Origin of the sequence: Staphylococcus delphini (assembly GCF_900636325.1) — a bacterium.
GTDB lineage: Bacteria > Bacillota > Bacilli > Staphylococcales > Staphylococcaceae > Staphylococcus > Staphylococcus delphini.
This window is the reverse complement of the sequence record NZ_LR134263.1, coordinates 1,772,608-1,795,686: the sequence shown is the minus strand read 5'-3', so window position 1 is coordinate 1,795,686 and position 23,079 is coordinate 1,772,608. Positions and strand designations below refer to the sequence as shown.

Genomic DNA, 23,079 nt, shown 5'->3' with positions numbered 1-23,079 from the left:
ATCGAGCATGGATCGTAATGCGATTAAATTTACACCCAAAGATATTGTAGATAGATTAAATGAATATATTGTAGGTCAAGAAGAAGCTAAGAAGAAAGTTGCCATTGCGCTGAGAAATAGATATCGTCGTAGTTTGCTTGACGATGAAGTGAAACAAGAAATTGCACCGAAAAACATTTTGATGATGGGGCCGACTGGTGTAGGGAAAACTGAAATTGCACGCCGTATGGCCAAAATTGTTGGTGCACCATTTTTAAAAGTAGAAGCAACGAAATTCACTGAAGTCGGTTACGTTGGTCGTGATGTCGAAAGTATGGTCCGAGACCTAGTTGACGTTGCTGTTCGCTTAGTGAAAGAACAGAAAAAAGCGAATGTGGTTGAAGCAGCGACACAAAAAGCGAATGATAAATTAGTGAAATTGCTTGTACCGAGTCTGAAGAAAAAAGCAAGTCAAAATACCAACAATCCATTAGAATCTTTATTTGGTGGTGCCATCCCGAACTTTGGACAACACAACGAAGAAGAGGAAGAAGAACCACCAACTGAAGATATTAAAACAAAACGCTCTGAAATTCGTGTACAGTTACTGAATGGACAGCTTGAAGATGAGAAAGTTAAAGTCAAAGTAGAACAAGATCCGGGCGCTCTAGGTATGCTCGGCACGAACCAAAATGAGCAAATGCAAGAAATGATGAATCAACTGATGCCAAAGAAAAAGGTTGAAAAAGAAGTGCCGGTGAAAACAGCACGTAAAATTTTAGTTGACCAATTTGCTGATGAGATGATTGATCATGAAACAGCAAACCAGGAAGCACTTGATTTAGCAGAGCAAATGGGTATCATTTTTATTGATGAAATTGATAAAGTTGCAACGTCGAATCAAAACAGTGGTCAAGATGTTTCGAGACAAGGGGTACAGCGCGACATCTTGCCTATCCTTGAGGGTAGCGTAGTCAAGACGAAATATGGTACTGTTAGTACGGAGCACATGCTTTTTATTGGCGCTGGAGCTTTTCATGTATCGAAACCAAGTGATTTAATTCCAGAGTTACAAGGACGTTTTCCAATTCGCGTAGAATTACAAGATTTATCAGTAGATGATTTTGTAGGTATTCTTAAAGAACCGAAATTGTCCTTAATTAAACAATATGAAATGTTATTGAAAACAGAAGAGGTTGTTGTGAACTTTACAGATGAAGCCATTTATCGACTTGCGGAAATGGCACATCATGTCAACCAAGAAACGGACAATATCGGTGCGCGTCGTCTGCATACGATCTTAGAAAAAATGTTAGAAGACTTGTCTTTCGAAGCACCCAATATGCCGCATGCACAAGTGGACATCACACCACAATATGTTGATGATAAATTAAAAACGATTTCGACAAACAAAGATTTAAGCGAATTTATTTTATAAGAAAAAAAGGAGTAATGACATGAGCTTATTATCGAAAACAAGAGAATTGAGTAGTTTGTTACAAAAACATAAGGGCATCTCAGTAGATTTCAAAGATGTTGCACAAACAATTAGTAAAGTGACTGTAACTAATGTGTTCATTGTTTCTCGTCGCGGTAAAATATTAGGTTCTAGTTTAAATGAATTACTTAAGAATGAACGTATTATTAAAATGTTGGAAGACCGACATATCCCTGAAAAATATACTGAAAAGTTAATGCATGTTTATGAAACGTTATCTAACATTTCAATTGATGATGAATTGTCTGTATTCCCACCAGAAAATGAATCAGTATTTAAAGATTCAAAAACAACTGTATTCCCCATCATTGGTGGCGGAGAACGTTTAGGCACACTCGTTTTAGGACGCGTGTCTGACGAGTTTGAAGATAATGACCTCGTACTTGGCGAATATGCTGCAACAGTAATCGGTATGGAAATCTTGCGTGAAAAACATTCAGAAATTGAATCTGAAGCGCGTGATAAAGCAGCCATTTCTATGGCGATTAATTCATTATCTTATTCGGAAAAAGAAGCAATTGATCATATTTTTGAAGAACTTGGTGGCAAAGAAGGCTTACTGATTGCTTCTAAAGTGGCTGACCGCGTAGGTATTACACGTTCAGTAATCGTTAACGCATTAAGAAAATTAGAAAGTGCGGGCGTGATTGAGTCTCGTTCACTCGGTATGAAAGGGACATTCATTAAAGTTAAAAAAGAAGCATTTTTAGACGAGTTATCTCGCACAGAATAAATGGCTTGACTTGTTGCAATTTGTCACATGTTGTGATATATTAATATGCGGCTGAAAAAGTCAAAACACACACGTGCATCAAAGTATAAAAGGGTGCGATAAGGTGATTTATCGTTTTTATACGAGTGGACGTGGCGGATGTAAACCAATAGGAGGAATTTATATTATGGCAGTAATCTCAATGAAACAATTATTAGAAGCTGGTGTTCACTTCGGTCATCAAACACGCCGTTGGAACCCAAAAATGAAAAAGTACATTTTCACTGAAAGAAATGGTATTTATATCATCGACTTACAGAAAACAGTGAAAAAAGTTGAAGAAGCTTACAACTTTGTTAAACAAGTTTCTGAAGAAGGCGGTAAAGTTTTATTCGTAGGTACGAAAAAGCAAGCGCAAGAATCAGTGAAGGCTGAAGCAGAACGTGCTGGCCACTACTATGTCAACCAAAGATGGTTAGGCGGAATCTTAACAAACTACAAAACAATTTCTAAACGTGTTCAACGTATTTCTGAAATTGAAAAAATGGAAGAAGACGGCACTTTCGACGTACTTCCTAAAAAAGAAGTTGTAGAACTTAAAAAAGAATATGACCGTTTAATTAAATTCTTAGGCGGTATTCGTGAAATGAAATCAATGCCACAAGCATTATTCGTAGTTGACCCACGTAAAGAGCGTAATGCAATTGCAGAAGCGCGTAAATTAAACATTCCTATCGTAGGTATTGTTGATACAAACTGTGATCCAGATGAAATTGACTACGTTATCCCAGCGAATGATGACGCAATCCGTGCGGTTAAATTATTAACTGGTAAAATGGCGGACGCAATCTTAGAAGGTCAACAAGGTGTATCAAACGAAGAAGTGGCTGCTGAACAAGACATCGACTTAACAGAAGATGAAACAGCAGAAGGCGAATCAACTGAAGCGACAGAAAACACTGAAGCAGCTGTTGAATCTAACTAAGACGCATCTTGAAATGGGTGATAAGATAAATATGCTTATCACCTTTTTTTAAAATAAATCAAGCATTTTTTAAAATTGGAGGAATTATGAATGGCAATTTCAGCTAAACTTGTTAAAGAATTACGCGAAAGAACTGGCGCGGGTATGATGGACTGTAAAAAAGCTTTAGAAGCAACTGATGGAGATATCGAAAAAGCGATTGACTACCTTCGTGAAAAAGGTATTGCAAAAGCAGCTAAAAAAGCTGACCGTATTGCGGCTGAAGGTATCACACATGTTGAAGTAAAAGGTAATGAAGCAGTTATCGTTGAAATCAACTCTGAAACGGACTTCGTTGCTCGTAACGAAGGTTTCCAACAGCTTGTAAAAGAAATTGCTAACCAAATTCTTGATACAAAAGCAGCAACTGTTGAAGAATTAAATGAAACAACATTACCAAATGGTAAAAAAGTTTCTGAACATATGACAGAAGCAATTTCAACAATCGGTGAAAAATTAAGCTTACGTCGTTTTGAAATCAGAACTAAAACTGATAACGATGCATTCGGTGCTTATTTACACATGGGTGGTCGTATTGCAGTGCTTTCAGTTGTTGAAGGTACAACTGATGAAGACGCAGCGAAAGACGTTGCAATGCACATCGCAGCAATCAACCCTAAATATGTATCTTCTGAGCAAGTAAGTGAAGAAGAACTTAACCACGAAAGAGAAGTTTTAAAACAACAAGCTTTAAATGAAGGTAAACCAGAAAACATCGTTGAAAAAATGGTTGAAGGTCGTTTACGTAAATATTTACAAGAAATTTGTGCAGTTGATCAAAACTTCGTTAAAAACCCTGATCAAACAGTTGAAGCGTTCCTTAAATCTAAAGGTGGCAAACTTGTTGACTTCGTACGTTACGAAGTAGGTGAAGGCATTGAAAAACGCCAAGAAAACTTTGCTGATGAAGTTAAAGGACAAATGAAATAATTAACACGGTTTTGTATAAGAAAGAAGACACCTTTCGTGTCCTCCTTTGCATGACTTCAATGCATGATTGAAGCCGTGTGCAAGGAAGATACTTATTGTGTCTTCTTTACTTGTATTGTTTTACATATTATGAATAGAGAGGTTAAAATAATGACTGAAACTTCAAAATATAAGCGAGTAGTTTTGAAATTAAGTGGAGAAGCATTAGCAGGTGACAAAGGTTTTGGTATCAATCCAATGATTATTAAAAGCATCGCAGAACAAGTGGCAGAAGTAGCTAAAATGGACACTGAAATTGCTGTCATTGTGGGTGGTGGTAATATCTGGCGTGGCAAAACAGGTAGCGATTTAGGTATGGATCGTGGTACTGCTGACTATATGGGTATGTTAGCAACTGTGATGAACGCGTTAGCTTTACAAGATAGCCTTGAGCAATTGGATTGTGATACACGTGTATTAACTTCAATCGAAATGAAACAAGTTGCCGAGCCGTACATTCGACGTCGTGCAATTCGTCACTTAGAGAAAAACCGTGTCGTTATTTTTGCAGCAGGTATTGGAAACCCATATTTCTCAACAGACACAACTGCAGCATTACGTGCAGCCGAAGTGGAAGCAGATGTGATTTTAATGGGTAAAAACAATGTGGATGGTGTCTATTCAGCAGACCCTAAAGTTGATCCGAATGCTAAAAAGTATGATCGCTTAACTTATATCCAACTATTACAAGAAGGTTTACAAGTAATGGATTCAACAGCCTCTTCATTCTGTATGGACAACAATATACCGTTAAAAGTCTTCTCTATTATGGAAGAAGGCAATATTAAACGTGCTGTTCAAGGTGAAGATATCGGTACAATCATTACAAAATAATATAGAGGTGCGAAACAATGAAAGAAATTATTCAAGATGCAAAAACGCGTATGAAAAAGTCAACTGAGAATTTATCTCGTGAATTAGCTCAAATCAATGCGGGTCGTGCGAACTCAAACTTGCTAGCAGGTGTTCAAGTCGATTACTATGGTGCGCCTACACCTGTACAACAACTTGCAAGTATTAACGTTCCTGAAGCACGTTTACTCGTGGTATCTCCATATGACAAAACGTCTTTGGCTGACATTGAAAAAGCAATCATCGCAGCAAATTTAGGGGTTAACCCAACTAGTGACGGCGATGTCATTCGTATTATGGTACCTGCTTTAACTGAAGAACGTCGTAAAGAGATTGTTAAAGAAGTGAAGAAAACAGGTGAAAATGCGAAAGTTTCTATCCGTAACATTCGTCGTGATGCAAACGATACATTAAAAAGACAAGAAAAAGATGGCGAAATTTCTGAAGATGAGTTACGTAACGGATCTGACGAAGTGCAAAAAATTACTGATAGCTCAATCAAAGAAATCGATCAGTTAGTGGCAGACAAAGAAAAAGATATCATGTCAGTCTAAATCGCGCTGTCATTCACCTTATGATGTTGTCTCAACGTCATTAAGGTGTGTGAACTCAGTCCAATTTAATAGGAAGACTGTAGAAAAAGTTTGTCTACTTTTAAGCTGTACCGAATACGACTTTGGTACAGTTTTTTTCTTTGTTTATTCAATGCAGGTATTGAGTGTGATAAAATGGTAGATAATTGTACGCTTATGAGATTATAATATTTTAAGAGACGAAATAGGCTCGGAGGAACGCGCATGTTTAAGAAATTTAAGAAAAAAAATGACACTCAAAACCATATCGAAGCGCTCGATTTACATAATATTCCTGAACACATTGCAATTATTATGGATGGCAATGGGCGTTGGGCGAAACAGCGTAAAATGCCAAGAATCAAAGGGCATTATCAAGGCATGCAAACGATCAAAACGATTACGCGTGCAGCAAGTGACTTAGGGATTAAGTATTTGACCCTTTATGCTTTTTCAACGGAGAATTGGTCGCGACCGGATGAAGAAGTCAATTACATCATGGGCTTACCTGTTAACTTTTTAAATACGTTTTTACCAGAATTGATTGAGAAAAATGTGAGAGTCGAAACAGTTGGCTTTATTGATGAATTGCCAGAAAAAACGATTCAGGCGATTGAAGAAGCGAAAATTAAAACAGCTGACAATACGGGATTGACTTTAATATTTGCAATTAATTACGGTGGTCGTGCGGAGATTGTTCACGGTATTCAAACATTGATGAAAGAGATGCGTCATGCGTCTGATCAAGATATCGATGCGTTAACAGAACAACATTTCCAAAAATATCTCATGACTCGTGATTATCCTGATCCAGAATTATTGATTCGTACGTCTGGGGAACAACGCATTAGTAATTTTTTGATTTGGCAATTGTCGTACAGTGAATTTATTTTTAATTCTAAAATGTGGCCAGATTTTGATGAGGAAGAGTTAAAAGCATGTATTAAAACATATCAATCGCGACAAAGAAGATTTGGAGGATTGTAGATAGGAGTAGTGGGATGAAGGTTAGAACAATCACAACGATAGTGGCACTCATTGTTTTTTTACCTATTTTGCTCATTGGTGGATCAACATGGATGTATTTCACATTTTTACTTGCATTAATTGCGTTAAAAGAACTTTTAAACATGAATAGAATCCAATTATTGTCAATACCTGGTCTTTTAAGTGCATTGGCATTAGTTATTTTGATGCTCCCGCAAGGTTTTGGGGAGTGGGTTATCGTGTTGCAACAAAAATCACTAATTGCGATGAGTTTTATTATTTTAAGTTATACAGTGATGTCAAAAAATAGATTTAGCTTTATGGACTCTGCTTTTTGTTTGATGTCTGTCGCATATGTAGGTATCGGTTTTATGTATTTTTATGTAACGCGAGAAGCAGGGTTAGAGTTTATCTTATTTGGATTGTTGATCGTATGGTTGACAGATACTGGGGCATACATATTTGGACGCCTCTTAGGAAAACGTAAATTATGGCCGACGATTAGCCCGAACAAAACGATTGAAGGTTTCATCGGTGGGTTGATTTGTAGTTTAATTGTGCCAATCGCATTTATGTTTTTCGTAGATTTTGATTATCCAATGGTAGGCCTGTTACTCATCACAGTCGTATTGAGTATGTTCGGACAATTGGGTGATCTAGTAGAATCAGGGTTCAAACGTTATTTTGGTGTCAAAGATTCAGGGCGCTTACTTCCAGGACATGGTGGGATTTTAGACCGCTTTGACAGCTTTATGTTCGTATTACCTTTAATGAATATTTTCTTAATTCAAATGTAAAGAGAAGTGAGAAATGATGAAAAATATCGCTATTTTAGGCGCATCAGGTTCAATTGGTCAACAGGCTATTGATGTCATTGAACGCCATCCTGAAAATTTTAATTTAATTGCGTTCACTGTAGGAAAAAACATTGATTTTGCAATTGAAGTGATACAAAAACTTAATCCTGAGATTGTTGCTGTACAGGAAGAAAGCGCAGTCGCACAATTAAAACCTTATCACAGTCATATCGTCAGTGGTCGTGACGGGTTGATTGAAGTGGCGACTTACGATAAAAATGATTTAGTGTTAAATTCATTGCTTGGTAGTGTTGGGCTCGAACCGACGATGAAAGCCATTGAAGCAGGGAAAGATATCGCATTAGCCAATAAAGAAACGTTAGTCGTTGCTGGTGAATTGGTGATGGCGCATGCACGTCGACATGGCGTTAATATTTTACCAGTAGACTCAGAACATGCTGCGATTTTTCAATGTTTAAATGGTGAAGAGATGCGCAAAGTGAAAAACGTGGTCATTACGGCAAGTGGTGGTTCATTCCGTGACTTAACACGTGATCAATTGGCTTCAGTAACGGTGGAAGATGCCTTAAATCACCCGAACTGGTCAATGGGCCATAAAATTACGATCGATTCTGCAACGATGATGAATAAAGGCTTCGAAGTGATTGAAGCGAAATGGCTATTTGACTTAGATATTGATCAAATTCAAACCATTTTGCATAAAGAAAGCATCATTCATTCAATGGTCGAATTTGTTGATACAAGTGTGATGGCGCAATTAGGTACGCCGGATATGCGCATGCCGATTCAATACGCTTTCACATATCCAGAACGTATCGAACATCAAGCACCATCGTTAAATCTTGCAGAAGTGGCGCAATTGAACTTTAAACCTATGGACTTTGATCGTTATCGTTGTTTACAATATGCGTATGATGCATTGCGTATCGGTGGCACGATGCCGGTCGTATTAAACGCTGTCAATGAAGTGGCAGTCGCTAAGTTTTTAAACCGTGAAATTGCGTTTTTAGATATTGAAAAAATGATCGAACGTGAAATGGCAGCACATGAAGTCATTCAAAATCCGACACTTGAACAAATTTTAGAATTAGATCAATACTATAAAACAAAAGAATATGAGGTGTAAGAAACTGTGCTCATAACCCTTATTGCATTTATTATTGTCTTTGGTGTCCTCGTATTTGTACATGAATTTGGTCATATGTATTTCGCCAAACGTGCGGGCATTATGTGTCCTGAGTTTGCGATTGGTATGGGTCCAAAGATTTTTAGTTTTCGAAAAGATGAAACACTCTATACTATTCGTTTGCTGCCTGTAGGTGGCTACGTGCGTATGGCGGGGGACGGGATGGAAGAGCAACCTGTTCAACCCGGTATGCATGTGAGAATTAAAACAAATGACGCGAATGAAGTGACGCACATCATTTTAGATGATCAACATAAATTTCAACAAATCGAAGCGCTAGAAGTGAAACAGGTCGACTTAACGGAAGGCTTATTTATTGAAGGTGTGACGGCTGATGATGATGCACGTCATCGTTTTAACATTGCTGAAAAAGCATTCTTCGTACAAAATGGGAGTTTAATTCAAATTGCACCACGCCATCGTCAATTTACGCATAAAAAGCCGTACCAAAAGTTTTTAACACTTTTTGCAGGTCCATTATTTAATTTTATTTTAGCATTAGTGTTAATTATCGGGTTGGCGTATTATCAAGGTGCGCCGGTGCCTAAAATTGATCAAGTTGGAGAAAACTCACCCGCGCAACAAATTGGCTTGCAAAAAGGTGATGAAATTAAAAAAATCGGTAATCATGAGATTCATCGTTTTAATGATGTGAAAAAGCAACTTGAAGCAACAGAAGGCAAGTCGACAACCATCGTCATTGAACGTGACGGTAAAACGCTTGAAAAAGAATTCTCACCGAAAAAAGTAGAAGTTCAAACAACAAAAACAAGTAAACAAACAAATTATCAACTTGGCTTTATGCCTGAAAGAGAACGTTCACTGTTTGAACCGCTTCTATTCGGCATCCAACAGACGATTGAATACGGTAAAATTATTTTCGTTGCTGTGGCCAGTATGATCGCGAGTATTTTTACAGGTGACTTTAGTTTTGATATGTTAAATGGTCCAGTCGGTATCTACAAAAATGTCGATACGGTCGTTAAAACAGGGATTATCAACTTGATCAGTTGGACAGCTGTATTAAGTGTGAACTTGGGAATTATGAATTTATTACCCATCCCTGCACTAGATGGTGGACGTATTTTATTCGTGATTTACGAAGCAATATTTAGAAAACCTGCCAATAAAAAAGCCGAAACAGTTATTATTGCAGCAGGTGCGGTTTTTGTATTAATCATCATGGTGCTCGTCACTTGGAATGATATACAACGTTATTTCTTATAATAGGACAAGGAGGAACAATCTAGGATGAAGCAATCAAAAGTTTTTATTCCAACATTGAGAGAAGTACCTGCTGAAGCTGAGGCGATAAGCCACCAATTGTTATTAAAAGCAGGCTTAATTAAACAAAATGCTGCGGGGGTATACAGCTATTTACCAGTAGCAACACGTGTCATCCATAAAATTTCAGATATTATCCGTCAAGAAATGGAACGTATTGACGCAGTAGAAGTTGTAATGCCTGTATTGCAACAATCTGAACTATGGAAAGAATCAGGACGTTGGGATGCATACGGTATGGAGCTCATGCGTTTACGTGATCGCAACCAACGTGAATTTGCATTAGGGCCAACACATGAAGAAGTCGTGACATCACTCGTACGCGACGAATTACGTTCATACAAACAGCTTCCATTAACGTTGTTCCAAATTCAAACAAAATTCCGTGATGAAAAGCGTCCACGGTTCGGCTTATTACGTGGTCGTGAATTCATTATGAAAGATGCGTACTCATTCCATACAGATGAAGCATCACTCATGGAAACGTATCAAAATATGTATAACGCATACAGTACGATTTTCAAACGTGTGGGCTTAAATGTGCGTCCAGTTGTAGCGGATTCAGGTGCGATTGGTGGAAATCACACACATGAATTCCATGCATTAAGTGCCATTGGTGAAGATACGATCGTGTATAGCGATAACAGTGATTATGCTGCGAACATTGAAAAAGCAGAAGTACCTTATTATGAAACAGTCAATACGGACGAAGCGTTACAACCGTTAGAAAAAGTAGAGACACCTAACGTTAAAACGGCACAAGAGCTTGCAGACTTTTTAGGTCAACCGTTAGAAAATATCATTAAAACGATGGTCTTTAAAGTGAATGGCGAGTTTATTTTATTACTCATTCGCGGTCATCATGAAGTGAATGACGTCAAAATTAAAGATTACTTTAAAACTGATGATGTCGCTATGGCAACGGATGATGAAATTCGTAATTTATTAGGTGCATCACCAGGTTCATTAGGCCCTGTGACAGATCGAGATGTCAAAGTCTATGCAGACCAATTCGTGCAATCATTGCGCAACTTAGCGATTGGTGCAAATGAAGATGGTTACCATTATGTGAATGCAAATGTTGAGCGTGATTTCCAAATTGAAGGCTATGGTGATTTCCGTTTCATTCTTGAAGGTGAGCCTCTTGCTGACGGTTCCGGACCAGCGAAGTTTGCGGAAGGCATCGAAGTCGGCCAAGTGTTCGTACTCGGTGAAAAATATTCTGAAGCGATGAAAGCGACAGTGTTAAATCAACAAGGTCGTGAACAAAACTTAACGATGGGTTGTTATGGCATTGGTGTGTCAAGAACATTGAGCGCGATTATTGAACAACACCATGATGAGAACGGGATTATTTGGCCGAAATCAGTGACGCCATTTGATGTCCATTTAATTACAGTGAACCCTAAAAAAGACGAACAACGTGAATGTGCAGACCAATTGTACGATCAATTATTAGGGACTTATGATGTACTGTATGATGACCGAAATGAGCGAGCAGGTGTGAAATTTAACGATGCAGACTTAATCGGTATTCCAGTTCGTGTGGTAGTGGGTAAAAATGCTGCAGAAGGTATCGTAGAAGTGAAGCGTCGTGATACTGGCGACAGTGAAGATGTGCATGTGAACGATTTAGTGGCACACCTTGAGGCACTGTACGGCCAACTTCAATAACAATTAAAGTTGAGTTTGCTCACTTTCCAATAAAAACATGCCACTTGCATAGGATTGCTTTAATGGTTTCGCTTTCCCAGGGGCTGAGTTGCCCTCATTCTTTGCTTCTGTTCTTGCATGGTTGCCGGATGGACGAGACTCCCGAGGGATAGTATAAAAAATGTTGACTTCTCTCTTAAATTGAAAAGTGGCCATGTTTAACACAGTTTGACTAGGTGACGATGAATGGAGGCACTGGGGAAAACTATAAACGGTGTCCCAAAAGTAAAAAATAGCTTGAAAAAAGGCCCAACTTTTTAATGACGTTAACTGTGTCGATTAAATGGGGATGTCCTCTTTCCTTACGTTTGTTCATGCAAGATTGCCGGATGGACGAGACTCCCGAGGGATCAGCTGAACCGGAAAATCCACCAACGCTTCAACCAATGTAACTGTAAAAACAAAGCGTTGGTTAGTTGGAGGTTCAGCCCCTGGGAACGCGAGTCCTAGACGGCAATCGTATGCAAGTGACGTGTTCAAAAAGGAATGACGGCAATCGTATGCAAATGAAATGTTCAAAAAGGAATGACGGCAATCGTATGCAAGTAACATGCTCTTAACGAAAAATAGACATGTTCATAATAGAAAGAGGGCAACGTTATACAACCGACTCAATTACGTCATTAAAAAGTTAGCGGGGCAATGATTTGTACTTAAACGAGGAGAAAAGAGGCTGAAGCGCATTCATAGTCTCTTTTCTTTGTATTAAGACACACGAGTTCAAGGCGATAATCATAAGTCAGCGCTAAAGTTAAAAAAAGAGGACAAATTCACGCAAATACATGAAAGTTTTACCAAGCATACACGGCAATTCAAATAAGGTGGTTAGAAAATTGACATTACAGAATCAAGAAAAATTTAAGATTCTTCTCAAACAAATGAATATGTTAGACCATTTTGATCAGGACTTCATTGATCAAGGCCAATTGACACGTGTAGATGTATCCCAAAAATCACGAAAGTGGACGTTTCATATTCAGTTGCCACGATTATTAAAATATGAAGACTATGCAGTTTTTACGCATGCGATGAAAGAAAGCTTCCAACATATTGCAGATGTAGATTGGAAAATTACGGTCAATGATGCGTCACAACAAGATGAATATTTACTGAAGTATTTAGGTGATTGTATTGAACAAACGCAATTGTCGCCTAAAGTAAAAGGGCAATTAAAACAAAAACGTATGATTGTCTCAGGTGATGTCGTTAAAATACTTGTCCAAAACGATATTGAAGGGAACCATTTCAATAAAGTGTGCAACGGCAGCTTAGTGCGCGCAATGCAACGATGTGGTTTTAATGTGCAAAAAGTTGTATTTGAAACGGATGAAAGTGGTCACGATGAAGATTTAGCATCATTAGAAGCACACATTCAAGAGGAAGATGAACAAAGTGCACGCGAAGCAACTGCTAAAATTGAAAAAATGAAAGAACAACGTGCACAACAAGATGATGAAGTGGCCGTCGAACGTTGTCAAATTGGCAAGCCGATTCAAGTTGAGAATGTTCGACCGATTGAATCGATTATTGAAGAAGAGTTTAAAGTGGCGATTGAAGGGGTCATTTTCGACATTAATTTAAAAGAGTTGAAAAGTGGCCGTCACATCGTCGAATTAAAGGTGACAGACTATACCGATTCACTCGTCCTTAAAATGTTTACGCGTAAAAATAAAAACGACTTAGACCATTTCAAATCATTAAAAGAAGGTCAATGGGTGCGCGCACAAGGTCGCATTGAAGAAGATATGTTCATTCGCGACCTCGTGATGATGATGTCTGACATTGAAGCGATTAAACGTACACCCAAAATGGATAAAGCTACGGAAAAACGTGTGGAATTCCATTTGCATACATCAATGAGTCAAATGGATGGTGTGACGCATATTGGTGATTATGTCGCACAAGCTGCACAATGGGGACACGATGCGATTGCAGTAACAGATCATAACGTCGTACAAGCTTATCCCGATGCGCATGCGGCAGCTGAAAAGCATGGCATTAAAATGATTTACGGGATGGAAGGCATGCTCGTTGATGATGGTGTGCCGATTGCGTACAAACCGTCTGATATAATGCTCCAAGATGCGACATATGTCGTGTTTGACGTAGAGACGACGGGATTGTCCAACCAGTACGATAAAATTATCGAGTTGGCCGCAGTGAAAGTGAAAAATGGCGAAATCATTGATAAATTTGAGCGTTTTAGCAATCCGCATGAAAAATTGACTGAAACGATTAAAAACTTGACGCATATTACAGACGATATGCTAAAAGATGCACCTGAAATAGAAGAAGTGCTCACTGAATTTAAAGCATGGGTAGGCGACGCGATTTTCGTTGCCCATAATGCCTCGTTCGACATGGGCTTTATCGACACCGGTTACGAACGTCTCGGCTTTGGTCCTTCGACAAATGCGGTGATTGATACACTTGAATTGTCACGTACGATTAACACAAGTTATGGTAAACATGGCTTGAACTTTTTAGCTAAAAAATATGGCGTAGAGCTCACACAACATCACCGTGCGATTTATGATACGGAAGCAACAGCTTATATTTTTGTGAAGATGTTGGCACAATTAAAAGCGTTAGATGTGCACAACCATCAAGACATTAACAAAAAATTATCGAATGAAGATGCTTACAAACGCGCACGCCCTCAACACGTCACATTAATCGTGCAAAATCAAACAGGGCTTAAAAACTTGTTTAAAATTGTCAGCGCGTCACTCGTGCAATATTATTACCGTACACCTCGTATCCCACGTTCATTACTAGATGAGCATCGTGAAGGCTTGTTAGTCGGTACTGCATGTGATGAAGGTGAAGTATTTACAGCCGTCATGCAACGTGATCAATCTGAAGTTGAACGGATTGCGAAATATTATGATTATATTGAAGTGCAACCGCCTGCGTTGTATCAAGATTTACTGGATCGTGACTTGATTCGTGACAATGAAACGCTTGTCGAAATTTATGAGCGTATTTTAAAAGTGGGAGAAACGAATCAAATTCCTGTAATTGCGACAGGAAATGCACACTATTTACATGAACATGATGCAATTGCACGTCGTATTTTAATCGCCGCTCAACCAGGTAACCCGTTGAACCGTTCGACGTTACCAGAAGCACATTTTAGAACGACCGATGAAATGTTAGATGCTTTCCATTTCTTAGGTGAGGAACGTGCGCATCAAATCGTCGTTGAAAATACACGTGCGTTGGCAGATCGCATTGAAAAAGTTGTTCCAATTAAAGATAAACTGTATACGCCAAATATGGACGGCGCAAATGAAGAAATTCGTGAAATGAGTTATCGTCATGCGAAACAGTTGTACGGTGAGGACTTGCCACAGATTGTTATTGATCGATTAGAGAAAGAATTAGAAAGTATTATTGGGAACGGATTTGCGGTTATTTATTTAATTTCGCAACGACTCGTTAAAAAGTCATTAGAAGATGGTTATTTAGTAGGTTCTCGGGGTTCGGTCGGTTCAAGCTTTGTTGCGACGATGACGGAAATTACAGAAGTGAACCCACTGCCACCGCATTACATTTGTCCAAGTTGTAAAAAGAGCGAGTTTTTCGATGATGGTTCGGTTGGTTCAGGCTTTGACTTGCCTGATAAAACGTGTGAATGTGGCACAGAGATGATCAAAGAAGGACAAGATATTCCGTTCGAAACGTTCTTAGGCTTCAAAGGGGATAAAGTACCCGATATCGACTTGAACTTTAGTGGTGAATATCAACCGAAAGCCCATAACTACACGAAAGTTTTGTTCGGTGAGGAATATGTTTATCGTGCCGGAACAATTGGTACTGTCGCTGAAAAAACGGCATTTGGTTTCGTGAAAGGGTACTTAAATGATCAAGGCATTCATAAGCGTGGTGCTGAGGTCGATCGTCTCGTAAAAGGTTGTACAGGTGTTAAACGTACGACTGGTCAGCACCCAGGTGGGATTATCGTTGTTCCAGATTATATGGACATTTTTGACTTTACGCCAATTCAATATCCAGCAGACGATCAAAGTTCAAGTTGGATGACGACGCACTTTGACTTCCATTCGATCCATGATAACGTTCTGAAACTCGATATTCTCGGACACGATGATCCTACGATGATTCGGATGTTACAAGACTTGTCAGGTATCGATCCGAAAACGATTCCTGTTGATGATCAACAAACGATGGGGATTTTCAGTTCTCCAGAAGCGCTCGGTGTGACAGAAGAGGAAATTTTAGCGAAAACTGGAACGTTCGGTGTGCCAGAATTTGGGACAGGCTTCGTACGTCAAATGTTAGAAGATACGAAACCGACGACATTTTCAGAGCTTGTACAAATTTCAGGGCTTTCACATGGTACCGACGTATGGCTAGGTAATGCACAAGAACTGATTCGTAGTGGAACTTGTACGTTGTCGAGCTGTATCGGTTGTCGTGACGATATTATGGTGTACTTGATGTATGCGGGTTTAGAACCGTCGCTCGCCTTTAAAATTATGGAAGCAGTACGTAAAGGTAAAGGCTTAACAGAGGAATTTGAGCAAGTGATGAGAGAAAATAACGTGCCAGACTGGTATATGGATTCATGTAAGAAAATTAAATACATGTTCCCGAAAGCCCATGCTGCAGCTTACGTGTTAATGGCTGTTCGTATCGCTTATTTCAAAGTGCATCATCCACTTTATTATTATGCAAGTTATTTTACTGTGCGTGCATCAGATTTTGATTTGATTACGATGGTGAAAGACAAAGACAGTATCCGCCAAACTGTGAAAGATATGTATGCGCGATATATGGATTTAGGTAAAAAAGAAAAAGACGTGTTGACTGTATTAGAAATTATGAATGAAATGGCGCATCGTGGTTACCGGATGCAACCTGTCAACTTAGAGAAAAGTCAGGCATATGAGTTCATCATTGAAGGAGACACATTAATTCCGCCATTCGTTGCTGTGCCGGGTCTTGGCGAAAACGTAGCGAAACGTATTGTTGAAGCACGTGAAGATGGACCGTTCTTATCGAAAGAAGATTTGAACAAAAAAGCAGGGGTATCACAAAAAATCATTGAATACCTCGATAGTTTAGGCTCATTACCGAATATGCCTGACAAAGCACAGTTGTCCATCTTTGATATGTAGAGATAAATTTGTCGGAAAATGGAATCTATGATATAATGATGTTGCTTATAAAATTAGACTCAAGTAGGAAGAGTGGGTGTTACCCGCTCTTTTCTATTTGTTTGTCAGTCATAAGGGGGCTCGTATGAGTAAAGTTACAGAGCAAGTTGAAACCATAATACAACCTGTCCTTGACGAATTGAACTTTGAATTAGTAGACGTTGAGTTTGCTAAAGAAGGTCGAGATCATTATTTGCGTATCGCCATCGATAAACCAGGTGGCGTCGATTTGAATGATTGTACACTCGCATCAGAACGCATTAGTGAAGTAATGGATGAACAAGATCCGATTCCACAAGCGTACTATTTAGACGTGTCATCACCAGGTGCAGAACGCCCAATTAAAAATGAAAAAGGCTTTCAAAATGCGATTGAACAACCGATTTTTGTATCATTATATGCACCGATTGAAGGTGACAAAGAATGGTTAGGTCATTTGAAATCAGTCACTGAAGATGCCATTACTATGGAAGTGAAAGTCAAAGCGAAGACGAAAACCATCACGATTCCACGTGATAAAATCGCTAAAGCACGTCACGCAGTTATGCTTTAAAGACGTAAGGAGGAAAATGAGTGGAAAGTAACGAATTATTATTAGCAACGGAATATTTGGAAAAAGAGAAAAAAATTCCTAGAGAAGTTTTAGTAGATGCAATTGAAGCAGCTTTAATTACGGCATATAAGAAAAACTATGACAGCGCACGTAATGTCCGTGTTGAATTGAATTTAGACAGTGGGACATTCCGAGTGATTTCGCGTAAAGAGGTCGTAGAAGAAGTGTTTGATCACCGTGAAGAAATCGATTTATCGACGGCATTAGTGAAAAACCCAGCATACGAAATTGGAGATATTTACGAAGAAGACGTGACACCTAAAGATTTCGGCCGTGTCGGTGCACAAGCGGCGAAACAAGCTGTGATGCAACGTTTACGTGATGCAGAGCGTGAAATTTTATACGAAGAGTTTATCGATAAAGAAGATGACATTATGACAGGTGTGATCGACCGTGTGGACCATCGTTATGTTTACGTGAATTTAGGACGTACAGAAGCAGTATTATCTGAAGCAGAACGTAGTCCGAATGAAACGTATCTTCCAAATGAACGTATCAAAGTATATGTGAACAAAGTGGAACAAACGACAAAAGGACCTCAAATTTTCGTATCACGTAGCCATCCAGGTTTGTTAAAACGTCTGTTTGAACAAGAAGTACCTGAAATTTTTGAAGGTACTGTCGAAGTGAAATCTGTTGCGCGTGAAGCGGGAGACCGTTCGAAAATTAGTGTGTACTCAGAAAATCCAGATATCGATGCAGTTGGTGCATGTGTCGGCGCGAAAGGTGCACGTGTAGAAGCAGTTGTGGCTGAATTAGGTGGCGAAAAAATCGATATCGTCCAATGGAGTGAAGATCCGAAAGTATTTGTACGTAATGCATTGAGCCCGTCACAAGTGATCGATGTCATTGTAGACGAAGAAAATCAATCGACAACAGTGATTGTTCCAGATTATCAACTGTCATTAGCAATCGGTAAACGTGGTCAAAACGCACGTCTTGCTGCGAAATTAACAGGTTGGAAAATCGATATTAAATCAGAAACAGATGCAAAAGCGTTAGGTATCGGTGAAGAAGAAGCAACTGTTGAAACTGAACCTGTAGCGATGACAGCTGAAGAGATGGATTTAGAAGCAACGACGGATGAACACATTGAAGACAACGCAAGCTTAGAGGATGAAAGTAAAGAGAACTAGGAGGGATTTTTATGAAAAAGAAAAAAATTCCTATGCGAAAATGTATTTTATCTAATGAGATGAAACCTAAAAAAGAGATGATTCGTGTTGTCAAAAATAAAGAAGGCGAAATTTCAGCTGACGTAACAGGAAAGATGCCGGGACGTGGGGCTTACGTTTCAAAAGACATCGCTTTAATTGAAAAAGCACAACAGGCGCACAAATTAGAGGACTATTTTAAAGCGTCAGAAGAAACGCTTGAACCTGTTTACAAAGAAATTATACGTCTGATTTATAGAGAAGAGATTCCGACAAAATGAATGAACAACAATTTTTAAATTTTTTAGGTTTGGCGATGCGTGCTGGAAAAGTGAAAACAGGCGAATCTGTCATCATTACTGAAGTGAAAAAGCGTCGTTTAAAGCTTGTGCTTATCGCAAGTGACGCGTCTGAGAGTACGAAAAATAATATCATCAATAAATGTAACAGTTATCAAACACCATATCGCATTGTCAGCAACCGTAACGATTTAGGAGATGCGTTAGGTAAAGGTGCACGTGTCAATGTCGGTATTACTGATCAAGGGTTTGCAAAAAAGTTGATGTCAATGATAGATGAATAATGTTAGGAGTGGTTTAATGAGTAAACAAAGAATTTATGAGTATGCCAAAGATTTAAATATTAAAAGTAAAGATGTAATTGATGAGTTAAAGAAAACGGGAATTGAAGTGTCCAACCACATGCAAACTTTAGAAGATGACCAAGTGAAAGCGTTGGATAAAGTATTCAAAAAAAACCAAGCTCCGAAACAACAAAAAGAGCAAAAAAATACTCAATCAAATCACAAAAACCAAAAACAAGGTAGTAACCAAAAGCAAAATAACAACCAAAAACAAGGCAACAACAATCAACAACAAAAGGGTAAAAATAACGGCCCTAAACAAAACAAGAAAAACAACAAAGGTAATAAAAACAAAAAGCAAAACAAGAAAAATGCACCACAACAACCAAGCGAACCTAAAGAATTGCCATCAAAAATCACTTACACTGAAGGGATTACAGTGGGTGAATTATCAGATAAACTCGGCGTAGATTCATCAGAAATTATTAAAAAACTGTTCTTACTTGGTATTATGGCGAACATCAACCAATCTTTAGATATTGAAGCACTTGAATTAGTTGCATCAGATTACGGTGTGGAACTTGAAGAAGAAGTGGTCATTGATGATAACGACTTGTCAATTTATTTTGATGACGTTGAAGAAGATGAAGACGCAATCGTACGTCCAGCAGTTGTGACAATCATGGGACACGTTGACCACGGTAAAACGACATTGCTAGACTCAATTCGTAATACACGTGTTACTGAAGGAGAAGCAGGCGGTATCACACAACATATCGGTGCTTACCAAATTACGAACAATGGCAAAAAAATCACGTTCTTAGATACACCAGGACACGCCGCTTTCACAACAATGCGTGCGCGTGGTGCTCAAGTGACAGACATTACGATTTTAGTTGTCGCAGCTGATGATGGTGTGATGCCTCAAACAATTGAAGCCATCAACCATGCGAAAGAAGCGGATGTGCCAATTATCGTTGCTGTCAACAAAATTGATAAACCAACAGCGAACCCTGACCGTGTAATGCAAGAATTAGCGGAATACAACCTCATCCCTGAAGACTGGGGTGGCGATACTATTTTCGTACCACTATCAGCGTTAAGCGGTGAAGGGATTGACGATTTACTTGAAATGCTTATCTTAGTTTCTGAAGTACAAGAATTGAAAGCGAACCCGAATAAAGCAGCAGTCGGTACAGTGATCGAAGCTGAATTAGACAAATCACGTGGTCCTGCCGCTTCATTACTTGTCCAAAACGGTACATTAAATGTCGGCGATGCTCTTGTAGTCGGTAATACACATGGTAAAGTCCGTGCAATGGTGAACGACCTTGGTAAACGTATTAAAACTGCAGGTCCATCAACACCAGTTGAAATCACTGGTTTAAGCGACGTACCTCAAGCAGGTGACCGATTCGTCGTATTCAAAGACGAGAAAAAAGCACGTCGTATCGGTGAAGCACGTGAACAAGAAAACATTATTCAACAACGTCAAGAAAGCAAAAACGTAACATTGGATAACTTGTTCGAACAAATGAAACAAGGTGAAATGAAAGACTTGAATGTCATCATCAAAGGTGACGTACAAGGTTCAGTGGAAGCATTAGCCGCGTCATTAATGAAAATTGATGTTGAAGGCGTAAACGTGCGTATTATTCATACAGCAACAGGTGCCATCAATGAATCTGACGTGACATTAGCACATGCGTCAAACGGTATCATTATCGGCTTTAATGTCCGTCCAGATGCAGGGGCAAAACGTGCAGCAGACGCTGAAAATGTCGACATGCGTTTACACCGTGTCATCTACAACGTGATTGAAGAAATCGAATCGGCAATGAAAGGCATGCTTGATCCTGAATTTGAAGAAAAAGTCATCGGTCAAGCAGAAGTACGTCAAACATTCAAAGTATCGAAAGTCGGTACAATCGCGGGTAGTTATGTCACTGAAGGTAAAATCACACGTGACGCGGGTGTCCGTGTGATTCGTGACGGTGTCGTATTATTTGAAGGCGAATTAGATACATTGAAACGTTTCAAAGACGATGCCAAAGAAGTTGCACAAGGTTACGAATGTGGTATCACAGTTGCCAAATTCAATGATATTAAGGAAGGCGATATTATTGAAGCATTTGTGATGGTAGAAGTAGAAAGATAATGAACGGTATGAAACCTCCTTGAGTCTGTGATGGATTGAAGGAGGTTTTGTTATGTGAAAAATGGATTTAAAAAGTTTAAAAGAGATTTTTCATACACTTGTTTTTGTTGTTAATATAACGTTTATATGTGAAGTATTTTAAAGTAGCAAAAAACTAAAACTTTATTCCTTTAAATTTTAAACTTTTGTATAATAAAGACAAACAAAGGAGGACGTTTATGGAAAAGTTATTAAAAGATTTTTTCATCACTTTTATCATCGGTGTGGCTGGCATATTATTAATGTATTGGATCGGTTATGTACCACCGAATCCGCGAATATTCAATGCGGTTGACAAAATTACGTTTACACATTTCTTTAAAAATCGCATTTATGACAATTGGTTGATGATTGCCTTTTTATTTGCCCTTGTCGTCACTGTGATTGATGTAGGGAGTTCAAAGAAAGAGGATAAGTAAATATAGCGTCAGGTTCCGTGAATGACTTTACATATGTAGACTGAGTTAGAAGGTATAGCAATACGTCTGTTATGATAGTACGATGCAAAATTGACAAAGATTCGAGACTTGGATATTAAGTGATCCGAGTCTTTATATTTTTCTAGATCTAAAAATCTGTTTGTTATTTAGATACATACATCAAGGTATATTTAGAAATGAATGTACCGTGATGTTTAATACAGATATGTCTTTTTAAATTTTATTGTTGCACTCAATATACATTTGAAAATAATGAAATGTGCTTATCGTACATTCACAAAAGCATAGAAACCTATTTGTCATATGTTTCACCTGCAGTATGTTAAATCTGTAATAGTAGGGGATGATGCATATGTTGACGATAAAAACATGAGGATAGGACATTCATATTTTGGATTGATTTTAATCATGTGTCTCATTGATATGCTTTTGTGCGTTTTCAATTGCTTTCATGGTAGGGGCTGCCCCTTCGACTCACCAACGCTATCATTGAACCGTAACATTTGTAGTGGAAACGTTGGTGGATTCTGGGAGCAGTACGGAAATCTCATGTGCAACAAAGTTTTCGTCGTACTGCCCCTGTAAGGTTGACTAGACTTCTCAAAAGTATCACATTGAGAAGTCGGGCAGCTACTGCGTTAATCATAATTCTCTTTAAAAAATCAGAAATCGTGTTTGTGCTATTGATTCATCCCTCAGGAGTCTCGTCCATTTTCGCAATTTGAATCAAAGTATTGTAAATCGATGAGACATGTGGATTAAGTTAAAATACCAAAATTTTTGAGTCCCATTTATCTTGATTCATTTATTTTTCACATTTTAGTTTGTATTCATATGAAGAAAAGGATTTTGGAAACGCAATGTACTTCCCCATCATTTTCTATTTTCTTATTAGATTTCAAAATAGAAAAACAAAAAAAGCCCCTTTACCATTATAACGAGGGCACCAAAATATAGGTTGTAATAGTAAAACATATGTTGCTATGTTTATAGCTCCTAATCTTCACTGAGAAAGTTGGTTAGGCGTTTTTTTTTAAAACATATCATATGCATAAAAAAATATACAAGAATCTCAGTTACAGATCCGGAAATAGGAATTGATTGCGAATGACAAGGGTGTCCATTGCGAAGTGGAATCTGAAGGAAGTCGGACGCATACACTCGCACTGACGAATAGAAACATCATACTATGGCGATGTAGAACGGTTGAATTTGCCTGACAAGATGACGTCCCATAGTACCCGAGTTCTATATAGTAAATGATGCGGTTTGAACATTCTCATGAGTTATATTATGATAAGTACAAATAGAGTTTGAA

The 23,079-nt window shown here is 38.5% G+C and carries 18 protein-coding genes; all 18 read left to right on the top strand.

Annotated elements, in window-relative coordinates:
- Nucleotides 1-7: 7 nt before the first annotated feature.
- Nucleotides 8-1,417 carry an ATP-dependent protease ATPase subunit HslU gene (gene hslU / locus EL101_RS08500; protein WP_096597926.1) on the top strand — a complete coding sequence of 470 codons (1,410 nt, stop codon included), beginning with the start codon at nt 8-10 and terminating at the stop codon, nt 1,415-1,417.
- A 19-nt stretch (nt 1,418-1,436) separates the two neighbouring features.
- Nucleotides 1,437-2,210, top strand: coding sequence for a GTP-sensing pleiotropic transcriptional regulator CodY (codY, locus tag EL101_RS08495; RefSeq protein ID WP_096597924.1), 774 nt, complete (start codon nt 1,437-1,439; stop codon nt 2,208-2,210).
- 166 nt (nt 2,211-2,376) lie between these two features.
- On the top strand, nt 2,377-3,174 hold the full coding sequence (gene rpsB, locus EL101_RS08490) for a 30S ribosomal protein S2 (RefSeq protein WP_096540769.1): 798 nt from the start codon (nt 2,377-2,379) through the stop codon (nt 3,172-3,174).
- Nucleotides 3,175-3,264: 90 nt separating this feature from the next.
- A complete protein-coding gene (gene tsf / locus EL101_RS08485; RefSeq protein ID WP_014614081.1) occupies nt 3,265-4,143 on the top strand; it encodes a translation elongation factor Ts in 879 nt (292 codons plus the stop codon).
- 150 nt (nt 4,144-4,293) lie between these two features.
- Nucleotides 4,294-5,016 carry a UMP kinase gene (gene pyrH / locus EL101_RS08480; protein ID WP_019165475.1) on the top strand — a complete coding sequence of 241 codons (723 nt, stop codon included), beginning with the start codon at nt 4,294-4,296 and terminating at the stop codon, nt 5,014-5,016.
- A gap of 17 nt (nt 5,017-5,033) precedes the next feature.
- Nucleotides 5,034-5,588 (top strand): ribosome recycling factor, encoded by a 555-nt coding sequence (gene frr, locus EL101_RS08475; protein WP_019165474.1) that lies wholly within the window; start codon nt 5,034-5,036, stop codon nt 5,586-5,588.
- A 243-nt stretch (nt 5,589-5,831) separates the two neighbouring features.
- Entirely contained in the window at nt 5,832-6,593 is a 762-nt protein-coding gene (locus tag EL101_RS08470) for an undecaprenyl pyrophosphate synthase (RefSeq protein WP_096597922.1), read from the top strand.
- Between the two features lie 14 nt (nt 6,594-6,607).
- Nucleotides 6,608-7,390, top strand: a complete 783-nt coding sequence (locus EL101_RS08465; protein WP_096597920.1) for a phosphatidate cytidylyltransferase — start codon at nt 6,608-6,610, stop codon at nt 7,388-7,390.
- Between the two features lie 16 nt (nt 7,391-7,406).
- The gene (locus tag EL101_RS08460) at nt 7,407-8,537 is read left to right on the top strand and encodes a 1-deoxy-D-xylulose-5-phosphate reductoisomerase (protein ID WP_119529682.1); all 1,131 of its coding nucleotides are present in this window, start codon (nt 7,407-7,409) and stop codon (nt 8,535-8,537) included.
- 6 nt (nt 8,538-8,543) lie between these two features.
- Nucleotides 8,544-9,824 carry an RIP metalloprotease RseP gene (gene rseP, locus EL101_RS08455; protein WP_096597916.1) on the top strand — a complete coding sequence of 427 codons (1,281 nt, stop codon included), beginning with the start codon at nt 8,544-8,546 and terminating at the stop codon, nt 9,822-9,824.
- Between the two features lie 24 nt (nt 9,825-9,848).
- Nucleotides 9,849-11,555, top strand: a complete 1,707-nt coding sequence (locus EL101_RS08450; RefSeq protein ID WP_096597914.1) for a proline--tRNA ligase — start codon at nt 9,849-9,851, stop codon at nt 11,553-11,555.
- Nucleotides 11,556-12,472: 917 nt separating this feature from the next.
- Nucleotides 12,473-16,735 (top strand): PolC-type DNA polymerase III, encoded by a 4,263-nt coding sequence (locus EL101_RS08445; RefSeq protein WP_422396470.1) that lies wholly within the window; start codon nt 12,473-12,475, stop codon nt 16,733-16,735.
- Nucleotides 16,736-16,859: 124 nt separating this feature from the next.
- Nucleotides 16,860-17,327 (top strand): ribosome maturation factor RimP, encoded by a 468-nt coding sequence (rimP, locus tag EL101_RS08440; RefSeq protein ID WP_014614071.1) that lies wholly within the window; start codon nt 16,860-16,862, stop codon nt 17,325-17,327.
- A 20-nt stretch (nt 17,328-17,347) separates the two neighbouring features.
- Complete coding sequence (gene nusA, locus EL101_RS08435) at nt 17,348-18,523, top strand: transcription termination factor NusA (protein ID WP_096597910.1); 1,176 nt, start codon at nt 17,348-17,350, stop codon at nt 18,521-18,523.
- 11 nt (nt 18,524-18,534) lie between these two features.
- Nucleotides 18,535-18,822 (top strand): RNase P modulator RnpM, encoded by a 288-nt coding sequence (gene rnpM, locus EL101_RS08430; RefSeq protein ID WP_019165466.1) that lies wholly within the window; start codon nt 18,535-18,537, stop codon nt 18,820-18,822.
- Nucleotides 18,819-19,124, top strand: a complete 306-nt coding sequence (locus EL101_RS08425; protein WP_019165465.1) for a YlxQ family RNA-binding protein — start codon at nt 18,819-18,821, stop codon at nt 19,122-19,124. The genes rnpM and EL101_RS08425 overlap by 4 nt, the downstream gene beginning before the upstream one ends.
- 16 nt (nt 19,125-19,140) lie before the next feature.
- Entirely contained in the window at nt 19,141-21,282 is a 2,142-nt protein-coding gene (gene infB / locus EL101_RS08420; RefSeq protein ID WP_103214020.1) for a translation initiation factor IF-2, read from the top strand.
- A 218-nt stretch (nt 21,283-21,500) separates the two neighbouring features.
- Entirely contained in the window at nt 21,501-21,740 is a 240-nt protein-coding gene (locus tag EL101_RS08415) for a hypothetical protein (protein ID WP_096540795.1), read from the top strand.
- Nucleotides 21,741-23,079 lie beyond the last annotated feature (1,339 nt).